This window comes from uncultured Sphingomonas sp. (genome assembly GCF_937871615.1).
Taxonomy (GTDB): Bacteria; Pseudomonadota; Alphaproteobacteria; order Sphingomonadales; family Sphingomonadaceae; genus Sphingomonas.
On sequence record NZ_CALMPA010000017.1, the window covers coordinates 22,633 to 41,315 of the forward strand.

General features: G+C 65.0%; 20 protein-coding genes and 1 tRNA gene. 7 read left to right on the forward strand and 14 right to left on the reverse strand.

The features are described from left to right. Window positions 1-248 precede the first annotated feature (248 nt). Window positions 249-1,544: an MFS transporter gene (locus Q0316_RS03335; RefSeq protein ID WP_298669686.1), complete on the forward strand. Its 1,296-nt coding sequence runs from the start codon at window positions 249-251 to the stop codon at window positions 1,542-1,544. A gap of 22 nt (window positions 1,545-1,566) precedes the next feature. On the opposite strand, the gene xth is transcribed toward Q0316_RS03335, so the two are convergent. The 3 genes from xth to katG all read right to left on the reverse strand — a co-directional run bounded on the left by xth (window position 1,567) and on the right by katG (window position 4,975). Then, entirely contained in the window at window positions 1,567-2,337 is a 771-nt protein-coding gene (gene xth, locus Q0316_RS03340; RefSeq protein WP_298669689.1) for an exodeoxyribonuclease III, read from the reverse strand. Window positions 2,338-2,343: 6 nt separating this feature from the next. Further along, the gene (locus Q0316_RS03345) at window positions 2,344-2,682 is read right to left on the reverse strand and encodes an iron-sulfur cluster assembly accessory protein (protein ID WP_298669692.1); all 339 of its coding nucleotides are present in this window, start codon (window positions 2,680-2,682) and stop codon (window positions 2,344-2,346) included. 91 nt (window positions 2,683-2,773) lie between these two features. Beyond that, a complete protein-coding gene (gene katG, locus Q0316_RS03350; protein ID WP_298669695.1) occupies window positions 2,774-4,975 on the reverse strand; it encodes a catalase/peroxidase HPI in 2,202 nt (733 codons plus the stop codon). Window positions 4,976-5,175: 200 nt separating this feature from the next. Here katG and Q0316_RS03355 point away from each other — a divergent pair, with 200 nt between their 5' ends. Next, entirely contained in the window at window positions 5,176-6,675 is a 1,500-nt protein-coding gene (locus tag Q0316_RS03355) for a DUF4403 family protein (protein ID WP_298669698.1), read from the forward strand. Window positions 6,676-6,682: 7 nt separating this feature from the next. Here Q0316_RS03355 and Q0316_RS03360 read toward each other — a convergent pair whose 3' ends face one another. Continuing rightward, window positions 6,683-7,084, reverse strand: a complete 402-nt coding sequence (locus Q0316_RS03360; RefSeq protein WP_298669701.1) for a DoxX family protein — start codon at window positions 7,082-7,084, stop codon at window positions 6,683-6,685. 41 nt (window positions 7,085-7,125) lie between these two features. Then, window positions 7,126-7,293, reverse strand: coding sequence for a hypothetical protein (locus tag Q0316_RS03365; RefSeq protein WP_298669704.1), 168 nt, complete (start codon window positions 7,291-7,293; stop codon window positions 7,126-7,128). Window positions 7,294-7,383: 90 nt separating this feature from the next. Between Q0316_RS03365 and Q0316_RS03370 the strand changes: the two genes are divergently transcribed. After that, window positions 7,384-7,914, forward strand: a complete 531-nt coding sequence (locus Q0316_RS03370; protein WP_298669706.1) for a gamma carbonic anhydrase family protein — start codon at window positions 7,384-7,386, stop codon at window positions 7,912-7,914. Between the two features lie 63 nt (window positions 7,915-7,977). After that, window positions 7,978-8,949, forward strand: coding sequence for a nitronate monooxygenase family protein (locus tag Q0316_RS03375; protein WP_298669709.1), 972 nt, complete (start codon window positions 7,978-7,980; stop codon window positions 8,947-8,949). 83 nt (window positions 8,950-9,032) lie between these two features. Here Q0316_RS03375 and Q0316_RS03380 read toward each other — a convergent pair whose 3' ends face one another. Next, complete coding sequence (locus Q0316_RS03380) at window positions 9,033-9,494, reverse strand: DUF1465 family protein (RefSeq protein ID WP_298669712.1); 462 nt, start codon at window positions 9,492-9,494, stop codon at window positions 9,033-9,035. Between the two features lie 124 nt (window positions 9,495-9,618). Then, window positions 9,619-9,816, reverse strand: coding sequence for a DUF465 domain-containing protein (locus Q0316_RS03385; RefSeq protein WP_298669715.1), 198 nt, complete (start codon window positions 9,814-9,816; stop codon window positions 9,619-9,621). Between the two features lie 187 nt (window positions 9,817-10,003). Here Q0316_RS03385 and Q0316_RS03390 point away from each other — a divergent pair, with 187 nt between their 5' ends. Further along, window positions 10,004-10,162 carry a YdcH family protein gene (locus Q0316_RS03390; RefSeq protein ID WP_298669718.1) on the forward strand — a complete coding sequence of 53 codons (159 nt, stop codon included), beginning with the start codon at window positions 10,004-10,006 and terminating at the stop codon, window positions 10,160-10,162. A 43-nt stretch (window positions 10,163-10,205) separates the two neighbouring features. Here the strand turns inward: Q0316_RS03390 and Q0316_RS03395 are convergent, their stop codons facing one another. From Q0316_RS03395 to Q0316_RS03405, 3 genes are read right to left on the reverse strand one after another with little or no spacing between them, the layout of a single operon-like run. Further along, window positions 10,206-11,612, reverse strand: a complete 1,407-nt coding sequence (locus Q0316_RS03395; protein ID WP_298669721.1) for a coniferyl aldehyde dehydrogenase — start codon at window positions 11,610-11,612, stop codon at window positions 10,206-10,208. Between the two features lie 13 nt (window positions 11,613-11,625). Continuing rightward, window positions 11,626-12,060 carry a hypothetical protein gene (locus tag Q0316_RS03400; RefSeq protein ID WP_298669724.1) on the reverse strand — a complete coding sequence of 145 codons (435 nt, stop codon included), beginning with the start codon at window positions 12,058-12,060 and terminating at the stop codon, window positions 11,626-11,628. Continuing rightward, window positions 12,057-12,827 carry an A24 family peptidase gene (locus Q0316_RS03405; protein WP_298669794.1) on the reverse strand — a complete coding sequence of 257 codons (771 nt, stop codon included), beginning with the start codon at window positions 12,825-12,827 and terminating at the stop codon, window positions 12,057-12,059. Before Q0316_RS03405 ends, Q0316_RS03400 begins: the two co-directional genes overlap by 4 nt. Window positions 12,828-12,904: 77 nt before the next feature. Between Q0316_RS03405 and Q0316_RS03410 the strand changes: the two genes are divergently transcribed. Continuing rightward, window positions 12,905-14,092, forward strand: a complete 1,188-nt coding sequence (locus Q0316_RS03410) for an acetyl-CoA C-acyltransferase (protein WP_298669727.1) — start codon at window positions 12,905-12,907, stop codon at window positions 14,090-14,092. Between the two features lie 211 nt (window positions 14,093-14,303). On the opposite strand, the gene Q0316_RS03415 is transcribed toward Q0316_RS03410, so the two are convergent. Further along, a complete protein-coding gene (locus tag Q0316_RS03415) occupies window positions 14,304-15,053 on the reverse strand; it encodes a queuosine precursor transporter (protein WP_298669730.1) in 750 nt (249 codons plus the stop codon). 59 nt (window positions 15,054-15,112) lie between these two features. Here Q0316_RS03415 and Q0316_RS03420 point away from each other — a divergent pair. After that, window positions 15,113-15,189: transfer RNA gene (locus Q0316_RS03420), tRNA-Arg, on the forward strand. 310 nt (window positions 15,190-15,499) lie between these two features. Here the strand turns inward: Q0316_RS03420 and leuD are convergent. From leuD to Q0316_RS03435, 3 genes are read right to left on the reverse strand one after another with little or no spacing between them, the layout of a single operon-like run. After that, on the reverse strand, window positions 15,500-16,132 hold the full coding sequence (leuD, locus tag Q0316_RS03425) for a 3-isopropylmalate dehydratase small subunit (protein ID WP_298669733.1): 633 nt from the start codon (window positions 16,130-16,132) through the stop codon (window positions 15,500-15,502). Then, entirely contained in the window at window positions 16,129-17,532 is a 1,404-nt protein-coding gene (locus Q0316_RS03430; protein WP_298669735.1) for a 3-isopropylmalate dehydratase large subunit, read from the reverse strand. Before Q0316_RS03430 ends, leuD begins: the two co-directional genes overlap by 4 nt. Beyond that, entirely contained in the window at window positions 17,529-18,668 is a 1,140-nt protein-coding gene (locus Q0316_RS03435; protein ID WP_367179615.1) for a CaiB/BaiF CoA transferase family protein, read from the reverse strand. The genes Q0316_RS03430 and Q0316_RS03435 overlap by 4 nt, the downstream gene beginning before the upstream one ends. Window positions 18,669-18,683: the final 15 nt, after the last annotated feature.

An 18,683-nucleotide genomic window follows, 5' to 3' on the forward strand; every position in this document is an offset into this window, starting at 1 on the left:
TTATGGTGTCAGGCAAAGAACAAGGAGGGCGCGACACGCAAGCATCGTAACCGGCGCAGCGACGCCGCCCGCCGCATAGCGGCCCTGATTGAGCTTGAACCCGAAGCACCCCTTCCCGATGCCGCAACGGCCCCGGCGAAACCCGCCAATCATATCCGTCCCATATGCGATGTTTAGCGGTTGGCGTCGGTCCCCGCGCTGGGCTATGCCTCCGCCAAATCCGTATGTAGCAGGGCATAACCAGCGTCATGATAAACGCCCTCGGGCTTCTCAAGCGTCGACGTTTCTTGCCGCTTTTCTCCACGCAATTCCTTGGGGCGTTCAACGACAATCTGTTCAAGACGGCGATGGTGCTGTTCGCGACCTATGAGATTTTCGCGGATTCGCGGCAGGAAAGCTTTTTCAACGCGCTGGCGGCGGGGCTGTTCATCCTGCCCTTCTTCCTTTTTTCCGCGCTGGCCGGGCAGATCGCCGATACCACCGACAAGGCGCGGATCATCCGCTATGTGAAGATCGCCGAATTCGCGATCATGGCGATGGGCAGCGCCGGCCTGCTGCTCGCACGCGCCGGGGTTCAGACCATTCCGGTCATATTGATGCTGACGGCGGTTACCGGGCTTGGCATCCACTCCACCTTCTTCGGCCCGATCAAATATGCGATCCTGCCCCAACATCTGGAGGAGGATGACGTGCTTGGCGCCACCGGGCTGGTGGAGGCGGGCACCTATCTTTCGATCCTGATGGGCACGATACTCGCCGGCTTCATCTATCATTCGGTGGCGATCGTAGCACTCGTCACCTTCGCGGTGGCGCTCGCGGGCTATCTCACCGCGCGTCAGGTGCCCCCAGCACCTCGGCTCGGGCCGGCGCTGACGCTCGATCTCAATCCGTTTCGCGCGTCATGGCGGCTGATTAACGGGACGATGCACATCCCGCGCCTGTTCCTCGCGATCTGCGCGATCAGTTTCTTCTGGACGATCGGATCGGTGCTGGTGGTGATCTTCCCGCCGCTGGTGAAGAATGTGCTCACCTCGAACGCCAGCGTGGCGAGCTTGGTGCTCGCGATCTTTTCCATTGGCGTCGCGATCGGATCGGTGGTCATCAATCTGATGCTGCGCGGGCATATCTCCGCGAAATATTCCCCGGCTTCCGTGATCGCGATGGCGGGCGCGGTGCTGGCCTTCTGGTTTTCGGTGCGCGGCTGGGCGCCGGCACCCGCCGGCACGCTCTACGGGATAGAGGGGTTCATCCGCCATCCCGGCGCGGCGTTCATGCTACTGTCGCTTGTCGGCATCGCGGTGTTCGGCGGCATGTTCGTCGTGCCGCTCTATGCGTTTCTGACCACCACCGTGGCCAAGGATCAGACAGCGCGAACGGTGGCGGCGAACAATGTGGTAAATGCCGGCGCCATGACGATCGGATCGGCCGCCGTCGCCGGGCTGACCGCGATCGGCGTCACCCCCAACGATCTGCTGCTGGCGATCGTCGCGATGTGCTTCGTATCGGCGTGGCTGGCGCAGAGGCTGCACCTCGCCTGCGATTGAGGTTGGCCGCCGGCGACCGACTCTAGCGAATCCGCACCCAGGTCGGCGCGTGATCGCTGGCCTTTTCCCGGCCACGGTAATCGCGATCGACCCCCGCCTCGGCCAGCCGGTCCGCAACCGCCGGGCTGAGCAGCAGATGATCTATGCGAAAGCCCGCGTCGCGCTGCCACGCGCCCGCCTGATAATCCCAGAAGGTCCACACTCGCCCCTGAGGATGGCGCGTGCGCAGAGCATCGGTCCACCCCTGCGCCAGCAGCGCGCGATAGGCCGCGCGGCTTTCCGGCTGCATCAGCGCATCATCGGCCATCGCGCGGGTGGAATAAACGTCATCGTCGTTGGGGATGACGTTATAGTCACCCGCCAGCACCGTCGGCACTTCCTCCGCCAGCAGGGCGCGGGCGCGCCGCGCCAGCCGCTCCATCCAGCGCAGTTTGTAATCGAATTTCGGCCCCGGCTGCGGATTGCCGTTGGGAAGGTAGATCGACGCGACCACCAGCCCGTCGACCGCGCATTCGAGATAGCGGCTGTGCTCGTCCTCCGGCTCGCCCTCCAGCCCGCGCTGGCGCTCGACCGGATCGGCCCCGCGCGCGAGCACGGCCACGCCGTTGAAGCCCTTTTGCCCGTGCCACACCGCGCCATAGCCGGCGGCACGAATCTCGGCCTCGGGGAAGGTTTCGTCGCTCGATTTCAGTTCCTGAAGGCAGACGATATCGGGCTGCTGCTCGGTGAGATATTCCACCAGCCGCGGCAGCCGCGCCTTGATGCCGTTCACATTATAGCTGACGATCTTCACGCGCGATCAGACCGAAAAGCTGGTGCCGCAGCCGCAGCCCGACGCCGCGACCGGATTTTCGACCTTGAACGCCGCACCCCCGAGCGATTCGACATAATCGACCGAAGCGCCGCGCACGAGATCAATGCTCACATCGTCCACCGCCAGCGTCACGCCATCGGTTTCCACCGTCACGTCGCCAGGTTCGACGGCATCGGCAAGGCCGAAGCGATATTGGAAGCCGGAACAGCCGCCCCCCTCCACCGACAGCCGCAGGATCGCGGGCTTGCCCTGTTTCGCCGCGATCGCCGCGACGCGCGCGGCGGCGGCGGGGGAAAGCGCGATTTCGGATACGATCGTTGCCATGTTCGGGAGATAGGCGGTGCCGCCCCGGTCGGCAACCGGCGAGCGCCCCGATCATGGCCCGCCCTCCCGGTGGGAAAGCGGGCCAGCGCGATCACCGGATATCGAACCGATCGAGGTTCATCACCTTGGCCCATGCCTTGACGAAGGCGGCGACGAAGCGATCCGCCGCATCATCCGTGGCATAAGCCTCCGCCAGCGCGCGAAGCTGCGCGTTCGAACCGAAGATCAGATCGACCCGCGTGCCCGCCAGCTTCTTCTCGCCAGACTTGCGATCATGCGCGATGAAGGTGCCGTCCCCTGCCGCCACCCATTTCATCGCCGTGCTCGTCTTGAGCAGATTGGCGAAGAAATCATTGGTCAGCACTTCCTTGCGATCGGTGAACACGCCGAGGCTAGACCCGCCGTGGTTCGCGCCCAGCACGCGCAATCCACCCACCAGCACGGTCATTTCCGGCGCGGTCAGCGTCAGCAGATGCGCCCGGTCGACCAGCGCCTCCTCCAGTGAGAGATCGGTTCCGCCGCCCGAATAATTGCGGAAGCCATCGGTTTTCGGCTCCAGCGGGGCGAAGGATTCCGCGTCGGTCTGTTCGGGCGAAGCATCGGTGCGGCCCGGCGTGAACGGCACTTTCACGTCGTGCCCAGCCTTCTTCGCCGCCGCTTCCACCGCCGCATTGCCGCCGAGCACGATCAGATCGGCGAGCGACACCTTCTTGCCGCCGGCATTGAAATCACGCTGGATCGCTTCAAGCTTCACCAGCGTATCGGCGAGTTCGGCGGGCTCGTTCACCGCCCAATCCTTCTGTGGTGCGAGGCGGATGCGCGCGCCGTTCGCGCCGCCGCGCTTGTCAGTGCCACGGAAGGTCGATGCGGATGCCCATGCCGTCTTGACCAGCCGCGCGATCGACAGGCCGGATGCGAGGATCTTCGCCTTCAGCGCCTCCGCATCCGCCGCGTCGATCAGCGGATGCGTGACCGGGGGCACCGGATCCTGCCAGATGCGCGGCTCAGCCGGCGCATCGGCACCGAGCAGCAGTTCGTGCGGCCCCATGTCGCGGTGGGTGAGCTTGAACCATGCCTCGGCGAACGCCGTCGCGAAGGCATCGGGATTCTCGTAGAAACGCCGCGAAATCTTCGCATAGACAGGGTCGAAGCGCAGCGAGAGATCGGTCGTCAGCATCGTCGGGCGATGGCGCTTCGAAGGATCGTGCGCGTCGGGCACGGTCTCCGCCGAATCCTTCGCCACCCATTGATGCGCGCCCGCCGGGCTCTTGCTCAATTCCCATTCGTTTTCGAACAGCGCCTTGAAGAAGGTATCGTCCCATTTCGTCGGCGTCGCGGTCCAGGTTACCTCAAGCCCGCTGGTGATCGTATCGCCGGCATTGCCGGTGCCGAAGCTGTTGGCCCAGCCCAATCCCTGCTGCTCGATCCCGGCGGCGGCAGGCTCCGGCCCGACATATTGATCGGGCACCGCCGCGCCATGCGTCTTGCCGAAGGTGTGGCCGCCCGCAATCAGCGCGACCGTCTCCTCGTCGTTCATCGCCATGCGCGCGAAGGTTTCACGGATATCGACCGCCGCCGCGAGCGGATCGGGGTTACCATCCGGCCCTTCGGGATTGACGTAGATCAGCCCCATCTGCACCGCCGCCAGCGGATTCGCCAGATCGCGCTCGCCCGAATAGCGGCTGTTCGGCTTGTCGCTGGTGGCGAGCCATTCACGCTCCGGCCCCCAGCGGACCTCGGATTCAGGCTCCCAGATATCGACGCGGCCACCGCCGAAGCCCGCCGTCTTGAAGCCCATTGATTCCAGGGCGCAATTCCCCGCGAGGATCAGCAGATCGCCCCACGAAAGCTTGCGCCCGTATTTCTGCTTGATCGGCCACAGGAGCAGGCGGGCCTTGTCGAGATTGGCGTTATCGGGCCAACTGTTGAGCGGGGCGAAGCGTTGCGTGCCATTCCCCGCGCCGCCGCGCCCGTCGCCGATGCGATAGGTGCCCGCGCTATGCCATGCCATGCGGATGAACAGCGGGCCATAATGGCCGAAATCCGCCGGCCACCATTCCTGCGACGTGGTCATCAGGGCGAAGATATCGCGTTTCACAGCCGCCAGATCGAGCGTCTTGAACTCCGTGGCATAATCATATTCCGTCCCCATCGGATCGCCCGCCGGCGGGTTCTGGTGGAGGACGGAGAGATCGAGCATGTTCGGCCACCACAGCCGGTTGGTCATCTCGAACAGGACGGCATCGCCTTCCAGCTTTCCGCCGTTCATCGGGCATTGCGCTTCGACGTTCATCGCTCATCCGCTCCTATGGTTGTGCTCTTAGTGGCGCGGGATGATTGCGCGCGTCTGACAGACTGTCCAATCGCTAAAATCCCTGAGACTGATCGAACGACAGCTTCATGGGACGAAAGGGCGCCGGCACGGCGCCTTTAAGGAAAAAATCTTCCGCCGCTATCGACGGATAGCCCGCAACGCGGCACGATCCGCGCCATATGAACGGGCGGCATGGCAAATCCGGTTTGCTGGCGATCGTCATCGCCGGAACGGTGGCCCTTACGGGATGCCATCGTCAGCCGGCATCGCCGCCGCCGCCGCGACTCGAAACCCCGCTGAGATTGCCCGAAACGCCTTCCGCCATTTCGGTGCCGATCACCGCGCGGCTCGCCGATCTGGAGCGCACGCTCAACCGGGAAATGCCGCAGACCTTGTGGTCGATCAACCGCGTGGAAGACAAATGCGTCCCCGCGCAGCGCATCGCGGTGTTCGGCACGCGGATCAGGATCACGCCCGATCTGCGCTGCCGCATCGTCGGCACGGTGCGGCGCGGACGCGTTACGCTCGGCGGCAGCGGGAGCACCCTGCGCCTCACGCTCCCCGTCCGCGCAACGATCAGCGCCGAGGATATCGGCGGCCTGATAGATCGCGAAACGGCGACCGGCGCGGCGACCGCGCACGCCGATATCCGGCTCGATATCAAGCCTGACTGGACCCCCACCGCCAAGGTCTCGATTGATTATGACTGGACGACACCCCCCGGCGTCACGCTGTTCGGCAAGCGCATCACCTTCGTCGACAAGGCGGATGGCAAGCTGGCCGAGGTGGTCGCCAGGCTCGAACGCGATCTTCCCAAACAGCTCCGCGCGCTCGATCTGCGCAAGGAAGCGGCGAAGGTGTGGCCGCAGGCTTTCACCACGCTCGAACTGAACCATGACAACCCGCCGGTGTGGCTCCGCATCGTCCCGACGCGGATCGGCTTCGCTGGCTATAAGGTGCGCGGTCGCAATCTCGAACTCACCGCGACGGCCGAGGCGCTGACGCAGACCTTCGTTGGCGATCGCCCCACCGATCCGGCGCCCACCCCGCTTCCCGATCTCGTCCGACAGACGAAGCCGCCCCGGCTCGCGTTCCAGATTCCGGTGCTCGCCGATTACGCGCAGCTTGAGCCGGTGGTGGCGCGCGCGCTCGCCAAACTCGCCGCGCGCGGGATCACCATCCCCAGGGCGGGGCCGGTCGATGCGCGGTTCGGCGAGGTCACGATCTACGCGACCGAGGGCAACCGGCTCGCGGTGGGCGTCACGGTCGACGCGAAGCTGAAATCGGGGCTGATCGGGCACATCAGCGGGCGGGTGTGGTTGACCGGCGAGCCATATAACGCGGCCAATTCCGAGCGCGTCGAAATCCGCGATCTGCGCGTCGCCGCCAACACCAATCGCGATACGGTCAATCTGCTGATCCGGCTGTTCCAAACGCCGGAGGTGGTGGAGGCGATTCGCGAATCGCTGACGCAGGATTTCGCGAAGGATTATGCCAAGGTGCTGCGCTCCGCTCGCGCCGCCATCGCCGAGCGCCGGCAGGGCGATTTCGTGCTCCGCGCCGATATCGGCGAGGTTACCCACGGGCGCGTGATCCCCACCGGGCAAGGTTTGTTCATGCCGGTGCAGGCGTTCGGAACGGCAAGCGTTTCCTATCGCCCGCGCATGGCGAAACGGTAGCCCGCCGCTATCTCGTGCGGGAGGAGCTTGCCGCGTCGATGCTCCAGCTACCCGGCCCGGCGACCGCGATATAAAGAAAGACGAAGCAGAACAGGATCGCCGCATCCCCGCCGTTCGCAGCCGGCCAGAAACCATGGCTGGCATGGGCGGTGAAATAGCCGATCGCCATCTCGCCGGCGCAGATGAAGGCGGCAGGCCGGGTGAACAATCCCAGCGCGATCAGCGCGCCGCCGGCAATCTCGATAATCGCCGCCGCATAGAGGATCGTCGGCAGCGGCTCCGGCACGCCAGGTTGCGGCAGCGGGAAAGCGAACAGCTTCATCAGGCCATGCTCCATAAAGAGCAACGCGGCCATGATCCGAAGCACGCTCAACATCCGTGGCCGCCATGCGGCAAGCATCTGTTCCATGCCACCATCCTCTCCATGTGCCGGAAGCTGCCGGCGTGCCGCTATACCAAAAAAGTCCAGAAGCAGATGAAAAAGGCCGTGAAGCTCAGCACGAACAGTTTCAGATCGTGATCGTCGCCGCGCGGCGCGGGGGCGATGCTGGGCGGCGGCAAGATCCGGCGAAACGGATGACCTGCGGCTTCATTGGTGAGGACAAGCGGTCGTTTCATGGCGATGAGTTAATATTCTATTTACGATTTCCGCCATCGCCAAAGAGCGTTAACGCGGGACTGTCCTGACGTGGCACATGAGGAGGGAAGATGCCGCTCTACGAATTTCGCGGAAAGCAGCCGGATTGCCACGCCACGGCCTGGGCCGCCCCCAGCGCGGACCTGATCGGCGATGTCGTGCTGGCGGAGGAAGCGAGCGTGTGGTTCGGCGCGGTGATTCGCGCGGACAACACCACGATCGCGATCGGCGCCCGCAGCAACTTTCAGGACGGCGCGATGCTCCATTCCGATCCCGGCGCGCCATGCACCGTGGGCGCGGATTGCACCGTGGGGCATCACGCGATCCTCCACGGCTGCACGGTGGGCGATCGCGCGCTGATCGGCATGGGGGCGATCGTGCTCAATCACGCGGTGATCCCGCAAGATTGCATCGTCGGCGCGGGCGCGCTGGTGACGGAGGGGAAGACATTCGAGCCCGGCAGCCTGATCGTCGGCTCTCCGGCCAGGGCCGTGCGGAAGCTGGATGAAAAGACGATCGCCTTCCTCAAGCTCTCGGCGCAAAGCTATGTCGGCAAGGCGCGCGAGGCGACGACCGAATTAAAGCGCATCGACCCGGCATAACCACGCTGAAAACCGCGCGAGAGGCGATGGACAGGCGCGCGGACCGCCGACATAACGCCGGTTATGTCGATACCCGCAATCCTCTCCCGCCTGCGTCTTCCGATCATCGGTTCGCCGCTGTTCATCATCTCCGGCCCGGATCTGGTGATCGCGCAATGCAAGGCCGGCATCGTCGGCTCCTTCCCCGCGCTCAATGCGCGGCCGCAGGGGCTGCTCGACGAATGGCTGCACCGCATCACGGAAGAACTCGCCGCGCATAATCGCGCCCATCCTGATCGCCCCGCCGCTCCGTTCGCGGTCAACCAGATCGTTCACAAGTCAAACGACCGGCTGGAGGCCGATCTCGCCACCTGCGAAAAGTGGCAGGTGCCGATCACCATCACCTCGCTCGGCGCGCGCGAGGAGCTGAATCAGGCGGTCCACAATTGGGGCGGTATCACCTTCCACGACGTGATCGACGACCGTTTCGCGCGCAAGGCGATCGAAAAGGGCGCCGACGGGCTGATCCCGGTCGCCGCGGGCGCTGGCGGCCATGCCGGCCGGCTCTCGCCGTTCGCGATCGTTTCGGAAATCCGCCAGTGGTTCGATGGCCCGGTCGCGCTTTCCGGGTCGATCGCGACTGGCGACGCGGTGCTGGCGGCGCAGGCGATGGGCGCTGATTTCGCCTATATCGGCTCCCCCTTCATCGCCACCGCCGAAGCCAATGCCGACGAAGGCTATAAGAACGGCATCGTCGAGGGCCGCGCGGCGGATATCGTCTATTCAAACCTGTTCACCGGGGTTCACGGCAATTATCTGCGCGGCTCGATCGTCGCGGCGGGGCTGGATCCGGAAAACCTGCCCGAGGGCGATTACAAGACGATGAACTTCGGCCAGAGCAACGGCGCCAAGGCCAAGGCGTGGCGCGATATCTGGGGCTCGGGCCAGGGCATCGGCGCGGTCAGCAAAGTCGAGCCGGTGGCCGAGCGGATCGAACGGATCGAGCGCGAATATCTGGCCGCGCGCGCGCGTCTGGGGCTGGCGGCGGCGGCATAAATCGCGCGAGGCGGCGCGCGGCTGCTTTCGAACCGCGCGCCGCCCGTCTGGTTCACGCGCCGGGCGGCGGGATTCGAATCGCGTCAGAAGGCGAGCGACAGGCGATCGAGCATCCGCCGTGCCGGGCTTTCATCCGGCATCCCGACAAGCTGCGCCGCATCGAGCCGCGCGACGCGGCGGTGCAATTCGATGCTCGACGCCACCATCTGCCGCGCCTGTTCGGGCAGATCGCGCAGCAGATCGCTTTCCGTCGTCGGCGCCTCGCCCAATCTGCGCGAAGGATCGAGCGCGTCGCGTGCGGCGATTTCGCCCTGCTGCACCGCGCGCTGCGTCAGGAGCCAGGCGATCACGTGCATCAGCCGCGTCGTCACCTTCAGCGATTCGCAGGAGAAGCTGACGCGCATCATCGGCGGCAGCGCCTCGCGCTCCACCCGCCCGCCTTCATCGAAATAGCTTCGCGCCTCGTCGGCCAGCAGCATCGCTTCTGTATAAAGACCGTCGATCAACCGGCGGTGCACCGCCGAATCATAATGTCCCTCGCCCATGGATGATGCGTGACAGGTTTTGCGCTTCTTCGCCACGGCCGCTGCACCCATCGTTTCCCGGCGTCACGTCCCAAAACGGAAAAACAGGCCGGGGCCGTATCGGTTCCGGCTGCACGCGCCCGCGTCAGGCGATGATGTCCGGAATCAGCCGATCCTCCAGCACCGCGATCTCGTCGCGCAGGCGCAGCTTGCGCTTCTTGAGGCGCGCCATCTGGAGCTGATCCACCGGCCCGCCGCTCCCCAGCGCGACGATCGCCGCGTCGAGATCGCGGTGTTCGGTCCGCAACGTGTTCAGCCGTGCCGCAATATCGCTGTCGTCCACCCACTCGCCCTCCATCGCCGACCGTAGCAGAATCCGGGGGTGCTGTGGGCGACAAATTATCGTGTCGCGCGCGCAATATCCCGTTGTCGCCGCCGCCGGGCGAAACCACATAAAATCGAGGGCGACATTTGGCGCGATCGGTGATTTACTCCTTAGTCCCTTCACCCTGACAAAGGAGGTTCCTGTCATGCAAACCGCGCATCTTTCGGCTCTTGAGGCCAAACATGCGGTGCTGGACCGGCGGATTGAAGAGGAGGAGCATCGACCGATGCCCGATACGTTTCTGGTCGCCGACCTCAAGAAACAGAAATTGCGCGTGAAAGAGGAAATGTCCGCAGCGCATTGATGCCCATATCGGGCGCCCCGGATGACGGGGCGCCCTTTTCACATCAGCCGATCTGCTTCGCCGCCGTCTTGCGAGTCGTGGCGCCATAGGGCGGCTTCAGCCCGGCAAGCTTCGCCACATCGAGTCGTGATTGTTTGAACACGCTCTTGGCGTGGCTGAACGTCACGAAGCCGTCGCGGCCGTGATAAGCCCCCATCCCCGATGGCCCGACCCCGCCGAACGGAAGATCCTCCATCGAAACGTGGAACACCACATCGTCCAGCGTCACGCCGCCCGATATCGTGCGATCGAGCACGCGGCGGCGCTCGCCCGCGTCCGGCCCGAAATAATAGAGCCCCAGCGGACGATCCCGCCGATTGACCTGGCGGATCGCATCCTCGATCCCGTCATAGCGGCGCACCGGCAGGATGGGGCCAAAGATTTCCTCCTGCATCAGCGTCATGTCGTCGGTAACGTCGCGAACGATGTGCAGCGGCATCTTGCGCGAATTGGTACTGGCGAAATCCTCGCCCGCCGGGTTCACCACCTCCACCGTCGCGCCCTTCGCGCGGGCATCGTCGATCCACGCGTTGAGCCGCTGATAATGCCGGTCGTTGACGATGCTGGTGTAATCCGGATTGGCGAGCAGCGTGGGATACATGGCGCTCGCCGCATTCTTGAGGCTTTGCACCACCTCCCCTTCGCGCGCGGACGGCACCAGCACATAATCGGGCGCGAGACAGATCTGCCCGGCGTTGAGCATCTTGCCCAGCGCCACGCGCTGCCCGACCTGCGCGGCATCGGCATTCTCGCCCACGATCACCGGGGATTTGCCGCCCAGTTCCAGCGTTACCGGGGTAAGATTGTCCGCCGCCGCGTGGAGGATGTGCTTGCCGATCCCGGTCGCGCCGGTGAACAGCAGGTGATCGAACGGCAGCTCGGCAAACGCCTTGCCCACCTCAGGCCCGCCGGAGATGAACACCAGTTCGGACGGATCGAAATATCGGCCGACGATTTCTTCGAACAGCGCGGCGGTGGCGGGCGTATATTCGCTCGTCTTCACCATCGCGCGATTGCCCGCCGCGAACACGCCGGCAAGCGGCGCCATGACGAGATTTACGGGGAAGTTCCACGGCGAAATCACGCCGACGACGCCCTTTGGCTGATATTCCACCCACGCCCGCGCGCCCAGCAGGCCAAGCGGGAATTGCACCGATCTCCTGTCCCGCCGCGCCCAGCGATCGACATGTTTCAGCGCGTGGTTCAGCGGCCCGATCGAGCCGGCGATATCGGTAACCATCGTCTGATCCGCGCTGCGATGCCCGAAATCCTCCGACAGCGCGTCGCAGAAGCGCGTGGCGTTATCGCGGATCATCGCGATCGCGCGCTTCAGCCGGTCCTTGCGCAACGCCAGCGGCTCCGGCAACGCGGCCATGAAGCTTTCGCGTTGCGCCGCAAGTATCTCCTGCATCCTCGCTCTCCTGTTATTTTTTCGCGCAGCCGATCAGGCCGCCCAGCGGCAGCACGATACCATCCTTTGCGCCCCGGTCGATCCTCAGCGTGGCGGAGGATATCAACGCGCCATCGGTCAGCGCGCTGCCGCTGATTACCGCCATATCGAGCGTGATCGTCACATCGCCCAGCCGGTATTCGCTCGTGGGCGCGAAACCGAAATTCGCCGTGGCGCCCGGTGTGACACGCGGATAATCCGTAACCGCGCCGTCCAGCACCAGGCGTATCGCGCCCGGCTCGGCCGTCGCCATCGCGGCGAGCGTCCGCGTCGTGCCGGTCGTGAAAAGATACGCGGCACAGCCCTGCGCGGGCAAAGCCTGTGGCGCGAGCCGACCGATCGGCAGGCCGTCGATCGACCCCGGCGGGGCGGGCGGATCGGCCAGTAACGCGAGAAGAAGCGCGATCATCCCGCCATCCCTATCATCATCAGCCACGCGGGATAAGCCGCGACGGCAAGGAACGCCCCGAACGGCAGTTTGGCGTTAGCCGGCAGCGCCCGCCCCCGCACGCGCTCGAACAGCGCCAGCCCCAGCCCGATAAGCGCCGCGAGCGTCACCACCGCCGGCAACAGCCGCCAGCCCAGCCACAGCCCGATCGCGCCGAGCAACTTGGGATCGCCGCCGCCCAGCCCCTCATGCCCACGCACCACGCGATACAGGCGCGCGATCAGCCACAGACTTGCGAAGCCGGCGGCCCCACCGATCACGCGTTCCTCCAGCGACGGCATGACGCCGAGCGCGCCCGCCGCCAGCCCAAGGAGCGCCAGCGTGCCGGTCAGCACATCGGGCAACCACAGCGCCGCCACATCGAGCGCGGCGAGCGTCAGCAGTAGCCAGCCGAACAGCGCCCCGAACGCCCCCTCCACGCCGGGCGCGACATAGCCCGCCGCCACGCCGATCAGCGCACAACCAAGCTCGATCTGCCAGTGTCGCGGGTCGATCGGCTTGCCGCAAACAGGGTTGCGACATCGCCCGCGAAGCAGCATCGCGCTAACCAATGGCACCAGTTCCGGGGCCGTCAGCGTGCGCCCGCAGGAATCGCACGCCGATCGCCCCGCCGTCACCCCGCGCCCTTCCGGCCAGCGGATCACGATCGTCGCGAGAAAGCTCCCCGCGATCGCGCCGGCTAATGCCAGCAATATCGGCCATATCCATCCGGGTAGCGCAGCCAGCATCTCCATCCCGCTCGTCCTATCGTTTGTAATGCGCGCCGTCCCCGCCTAGATCGCACGCAAATCAACGGAGCAGCGAAATGACCACCGATTCCGTCGTTATTCTGTCCTACGCCCGCACCCCGATGGGGTCGTTTCAGGGCAGCCTCGCAGGCGCGTCCGCGACCGAGCTTGGCGCCACCGTCGTCAAGGCGGCGGTCGAGCGCGCGGGCGTCGCGGGCGGCGATGTCGAGCGCATCTATATGGGCTGCGTGCTTCCCGCCGGGCTGGGCCAGGCGCCCGCGCGTCAGGCGGCGCTGAAGGCCGGCCTGCCGCAATCGGTGGAGGCCACCACGGTCAACAAGATGTGCGGATCGGGGATGCAGGCCGCGATCATGGGTGCGGAGGCGCTTGCCGCCGGTACGGTCGACCTGATCGTCACCGGCGGGATGGAGAGCATGACCAACGCGCCCTATCTGCTCCAGAAGCATCGCGGCGGCGCGCGGCTCGGCCATGATCGCGTGATGGATCACATGTTCCTCGACGGGCTGGAGGACGCTTATGAGCCGGGCAAGGCGATGGGCGTGTTCGCGGAGGCGACGGCGGGCGAATATCAGTTCACCCGCGCCGCGCAGGACGATTACGCCATCGCCTCGCTCACCCGCGCGCAGGCGGCGCAGCAATCGGGCGCGTTCGATCGCGAGATCGTCCCGGTCGAGGTGAAGGGACGCAAGGGCGTCGAGACGATCGACAAGGACGAACAGCCGCTGAAGGGCGACGCGTCGAAAATCCCGAACCTCAAGCCCGCCTTCGCCAAGGATGGCACGATCACCGCCGCCAATGCCTCGTCGATCTCCGACGGCGCCGCCGCGCTGGTGCTGACGCGTGAGAGCGTCGCGGCGGCCAAGGGGCTGAAGCCGGTCGCACGGATCGTCGCCACCGCCGCCCATGCGCATGAGCCGGCGAAATTCACCACCGCGCCCGTCAAGGCGATCGAGAAGGTGCTGGCGAAAGCGGGCTGGAAAGCCGGCGAGGTCGACCTGTTCGAAGTGAACGAGGCCTTCGCCTGCGTCTCGATGATCGCGATGCAGGATCTCGGGCTCGATCACGCCAAGGTGAACGTCAACGGCGGCGCCACCGCGCTTGGCCACCCGATCGGCGCATCGGGCGCGCGGATCATCGCCACGCTGATCGCCGCGCTCCAGAATCGCGGCGGGAAGAAGGGCGTTGCGTCGCTGTGCATCGGCGGCGGCGAGGCGACCGCCGTGGCGCTCGAACTGGCGGACTGATGTGGGAGGCGTGGCGGGGCGATATCACGCTCCGCCCCCCTCCCGTTCGTACTGAGCCTGTCGAAGCACTGTCCTTCTTGCGAGAGGAAGGACAGCCGTTCGACAAGCTCGGAGAGAACGGCAATAATGCGCTATAACATATTGTTATAATTGCATTTAACTGGAATATTCAACTCACACATTCGTGTGAACTTCGTGAACTTCGGCCTTCTCAAACCTTCGCCCTGAACGGGGTGAAGTCGGTATGGCGATCGTACACGTCCACCCCCTCGCGCCGCTTGAGGAAGCCAACCACCGCATAGGTGAACGGGGTTAGCAGCACCTCCCACGATACCTTGAGCACGAACTGGCTCAGCATCACCAGCAGCATCGCGTGGATCGGCCAGTCCGGCGCGCCGATGAAGGCGAGCGGGTAGAAGATCAGGCTGTCCACCCCCTGCCCCACCACCGTGCTGCCGATCGTGCGGGTCCACAGATATTTGCCCTCGGTCCAGATCTTCATCTTGGCGAGGACGAAGCTGTTGGCGAACTCGCCCGCCCAGAAGGCGCAGATCGACGCCGCGACGATGCGCGGCACCTGGCCGAATACGCTCTCGTAAGCGGCCTGCCCCGTCCACCCCGCATCGGGCGGCAGCGCCACCACCACCCATGACATCACCACCATGAAGATCATCGCGCCAAAGCCCGCCCAGATGCAGCGCCGCGCGCGGGCATAGCCGTAAACCTCGGTCAGCACGTCGCCCAGCACATAGCTCACCGGAAAGAACAATATGCCCGCCCCGAACGGCCACGGCCCGATCCACGGCAGATCGACTACCGCGCGCTTCCCCGCGCCGATGACGTTCGATAGCAGCAGGATGGTGACGAACGCCGCCATCACGAAATCGAAATAGCGGAAATGCCCCCCCGCAACCGCCTGCGCCTCAACCGCCCGCAGCGGCTCGCTCTCGCCCCCATTCATGCCCGGCATGATGCAACCTGTTTCGCCCGACCGCAATCCGCGCTAGGCGATGCCCGTGCGCGCCCGTAGCTCAGTTGGATAGAGCACGAGCCTTCTAAGCTTGGGGCCGCAGGTTCGAATCCTGCCGGGCGCGCCATTATTTCAAATACTTTACGCGCGTTTCGTCGAACGGGCGTCCCACCGGGGCAACGTCCGGGGAGCTATTTTCCTCTCAGCGCCCCCAATCAGTGCTCCGCTGGGGAGGGTCGAGCGGCGCCCACGGCGACTGGCGCTGGCTTGCGCGCGCCAATCCGCCAATGGCTTCGCGACTACGCCCCAACCGAACTGAACGTCTTCCCGATCGCAGTCACCCTTGGGTCGCATCGCCCCCGTCGTTGGGCAACGGCGCAGCGCGTCATCAAGCCTGCAAACGACTGACCGGCCCCGGGGCGGCCTTCATCGGATGGCTACGACCGGGTGATCGTGCTATAAATCCAGGGCCGTGCCGCCATATCGCGAGCGCGGGCGCGCTCTATTTCTTCCGCGAGTTGAAGCGTTTGGGCAATGGCGTCGCGCCCCGCCAGGAGCATCTCGCGCGCGTCCCGATCAATCTCGAAGCGCCAGTTCGGGCCATTTGGAAGGACGACACGCTGCGCTTCCAGATCAACCGTCAGCATTGGTTCGGCGTCATTCTCCAGCGAATGAACGATCGCTTCGATCCACGCGCGATCGAGCATCGCAGGCACCACGCCGTTGGCGACGCAGTTACCCAGAAAGATCGGATTGAAGGAGGGCGCGACCACCGCGCGGAAGCCATATTCGGCAAGCGCCCATACCGCATGCTCACGGCTGGAACCACAACCGAAATTCGCGCCGCTGACGAGTATCTCTGCTCCGGCATAAACAGGGTTATTCAGCACAAAACCGGGCTGAGGATCGCGTGATCCGATAGAGGTGTAGCGCCAGCCGGAGAACAGGCCGTCGGCCAGCCCATTTTTCGATACGCTGCGCATTTCGCGCGACGGGATGATCGCATCGGTATCGACATTGTCGCGCAGTAGCGGCGCAGCGATCGCGGTTACCTTGGTGAACGGTTTCATTGCGCAGCTACCTGGCGCGGATCGGCGATACGGCCAGCGATCGCCGAGGCGGCGACGGTTTCCGGTGAGGCCAGATGCGTGCGCGTGCCCGGCCCCTGCCGGCTTTCGAAATTGCGATTGGTCGAGGAAATGACCCGCTCCTGCGCGCCGAAACTCTCGCCGCCGGCGAAGAAGCACATCGAGCAACCCGATTCACGCCATTCAAAGCCCGCCGCCTGAAAAACCTCGTGCAGCCCCTCCGCTTCCGCCTGCCGCTTCACCTGCGTCGATCCGGGCACGCAGATCGCTTTCACCCCCGGCGCGACATGGCGCCCCCGGAGGAGCGCTCCCGCGCGGCGCAGATCGCTGAGGCGGCTGTTGGTGCACGATCCGATGAACGCCGCGTCGATGGTGAGGTCGGTCAGCCGGTCGCCCGGCTCCAGCCCCATATATTCGAGCGCTCGCTTCTGGTTCTCGGGTGCACCCTGCCCTGCTCCGGTCGCCGGCACCAGACCGTCGATCGGCACCACCTGTTGCGGGCTCGTGCCCCAGGTAATCATCGGGGCCACATCACTGGCGTCGAACACCCGCTCGACATCGAATTCCGCGTCATTGTCGCTGGCGAGCGTCGACCATTGCTCGATCGCGGCATCCCAATCCGCCCCCTTCGGGGCGAAGGGGCGACCTTTCAGGAAATCGATCACCTTTTCGTCCGGCGCAATGATCGCGGTGAAGGCCGCGAATTCCGTACCCATGTTGCAAAGCGTCAGCCGCGCCTCGACATCCAGCGCACGCACCGCCGCGCCGGCATATTCGACGACATGCCCAGCGCCCCCGCCAACACCGAAGCGACCGAGCAACGCCAACGCGAGATCCTTTGCCGTAACCCCTTGCGCCAGTTCGCCGTCAATCCGGACGCGCATCCGCGGTGGCCGGCGGACCCGCAGCGTAGAAGTCGCCAGCGCATGTTCCGCTTCGGACGAACCGATGCCCCAGGCGAGCGCCCCCAGCGCCCCTTGCGAACAGGTATGACTGTCAGGACAGATCAGCGTCGCGCCCGGCAGGACGATGCCGAGTTCCGGGGACATCACATGCACGATCCCCTGCTGCGGATCATTGATATCGAACAGGCGAATGCCGGCCCGCCCCGCCGCTTCACGCGTCGCGTGGATGAAATCCGTGCCGGTTGGCATCAGCGTCCGATCGGTGCGACCGGGGCGCGTATCAATGATGTGATCCATCACCGCGAACGCCTGATCCGGCGCGAACACCGGCAGCCCACGTTCGTGCAACCCGCGCAGCGCCACGCCGCCAGTGCGCTCGTGCAGCAACACCCGGTCGATCAGGATCAGATCGAGCCCGCCGGGCGTCTGCGTCACGCGATGCGCGTCCCAGATCTTGTCGAAGATCGTCCGGCTCAATTGTCCACGCCCTCGCTCAGCACCTCGTCTGTATGTTGTCCGGGGAATGGAAGATCACGGTGCAACGCAAGTTTCTTACCGTCGATCTCCAGCGGCAGCGCCGGCAGGGAAACGGCTTTGCCATTCTCCAGCGTCAGATCGACCAGCCCGCCCGCCGTCTTCAGATGCGGATCGTCGAACAAGTCCTCCGGACGCGCAATGGGCGCGAATGGCAACCCGATCGCCTCCAGCCGGGCAACGATGGCCGCGCGGGGGATCCCGGCGAACAAGTCGCGAATCGGCGGGAGCACGCGATCCCGCTGCAACACCCGATCGTTGTTCGCCGCCAATCCCTTGTCGGCAAGAAATTCGGCGAGATCGAATTCCGTGCAGAACGCCTGCCATTGGGCGTCGCTGACCACGCCGACGAACAATTGCTCATCGGGAATGGCCGTCTCGAACACATCATAAACCGCCCATGCCGAAATACGCGCGGGCATTGGTGGCGCGGGCGTTCCCGTCACGGCGGCTTGCGCCATATGCTGGCCGACGAGGAAAGCGGTGGTTTCGAACAGCGAGCATTTCACCTCGCCGCCCTCCCCGGTCCGATGCCGCCGCTCCAGTGCCGCAAGAATGCCGATCACCCCGAACATGCCCCCGGCGACATCAATCACCGACGCCCCCGCCCGCAACGGGCGGCCCGGAGGCCCGGTCATATAGGCAAGCCCACCCATCATCTGCGCAACCTCGTCCAGCGCGGTGCGATGGCCGTAAGGGCCACTCAGAAAGCCCTTTGCCGTGCAGTAAATGAGACGCGGGTTGCTTTCCCGAAACGTATCCGGGCCAAGGCCGAGCTTTTCCAGCGCGCCGGGCCGGAAATTCTCGATCACCACATCCGCTTCATCGATCAGGCGACGCGCATCAGCCTTGCCTGCGGCGGATTTCAAATCGAGACAGATGCTCCGCTTATTGCGGTTGAACATCGGGAAATAGCCAGCGCCCGACCCCAGCAGCCGACGGGTATGATCGCCGCCTTCCGGCTCCACCTTGACAACGTCAGCACCAAGATCGCCAAGGATCAGCCCGATCGACGGCCCCATGACCATATGGGTGAATTCAATTACTTTGAGGCCGGCCAGCGGCAACGATTCCATCATCCCTGTTTCTCGGCT

What these genes read in the sequence shown, in the direction of transcription:
- Q0316_RS03335 (WP_298669686.1), top strand. Translation starts at nt 249, where the DNA reads ATGATAAACGCCCTCGGGCTTCTCAAGCGTCGACGTTTCTTGCCGCTT.
- Q0316_RS03345 (WP_298669692.1), bottom strand. Translation starts at nt 2,682, where the DNA reads ATGGCAACGATCGTATCCGAAATCGCGCTTTCCCCCGCCGCCGCCGCG.
- katG (WP_298669695.1), bottom strand. Translation starts at nt 4,975, where the DNA reads ATGAACGTCGAAGCGCAATGCCCGATGAACGGCGGAAAGCTGGAAGGC.
- Q0316_RS03355 (WP_298669698.1), top strand. Translation starts at nt 5,176, where the DNA reads ATGAACGGGCGGCATGGCAAATCCGGTTTGCTGGCGATCGTCATCGCC.
- Q0316_RS03360 (WP_298669701.1), bottom strand. Translation starts at nt 7,084, where the DNA reads ATGGAACAGATGCTTGCCGCATGGCGGCCACGGATGTTGAGCGTGCTT.
- Q0316_RS03365 (WP_298669704.1), bottom strand. Translation starts at nt 7,293, where the DNA reads ATGAAACGACCGCTTGTCCTCACCAATGAAGCCGCAGGTCATCCGTTT.
- Q0316_RS03370 (WP_298669706.1), top strand. Translation starts at nt 7,384, where the DNA reads ATGCCGCTCTACGAATTTCGCGGAAAGCAGCCGGATTGCCACGCCACG.
- Q0316_RS03375 (WP_298669709.1), top strand. Translation starts at nt 7,978, where the DNA reads ATGTCGATACCCGCAATCCTCTCCCGCCTGCGTCTTCCGATCATCGGT.
- Q0316_RS03380 (WP_298669712.1), bottom strand. Translation starts at nt 9,494, where the DNA reads ATGGGCGAGGGACATTATGATTCGGCGGTGCACCGCCGGTTGATCGAC.
- Q0316_RS03390 (WP_298669718.1), top strand. Translation starts at nt 10,004, where the DNA reads ATGCAAACCGCGCATCTTTCGGCTCTTGAGGCCAAACATGCGGTGCTG.
- Q0316_RS03395 (WP_298669721.1), bottom strand. Translation starts at nt 11,612, where the DNA reads ATGCAGGAGATACTTGCGGCGCAACGCGAAAGCTTCATGGCCGCGTTG.
- Q0316_RS03400 (WP_298669724.1), bottom strand. Translation starts at nt 12,060, where the DNA reads ATGATCGCGCTTCTTCTCGCGTTACTGGCCGATCCGCCCGCCCCGCCG.
- Q0316_RS03405 (WP_298669794.1), bottom strand. Translation starts at nt 12,827, where the DNA reads ATGCTGGCTGCGCTACCCGGATGGATATGGCCGATATTGCTGGCATTA.
- Q0316_RS03410 (WP_298669727.1), top strand. Translation starts at nt 12,905, where the DNA reads ATGACCACCGATTCCGTCGTTATTCTGTCCTACGCCCGCACCCCGATG.
- Q0316_RS03415 (WP_298669730.1), bottom strand. Translation starts at nt 15,053, where the DNA reads ATGAATGGGGGCGAGAGCGAGCCGCTGCGGGCGGTTGAGGCGCAGGCG.
- leuD (WP_298669733.1), bottom strand. Translation starts at nt 16,132, where the DNA reads ATGAAACCGTTCACCAAGGTAACCGCGATCGCTGCGCCGCTACTGCGC.
- Q0316_RS03435 (WP_367179615.1), bottom strand. Translation starts at nt 18,668, where the DNA reads ATGATGGAATCGTTGCCGCTGGCCGGCCTCAAAGTAATTGAATTCACC.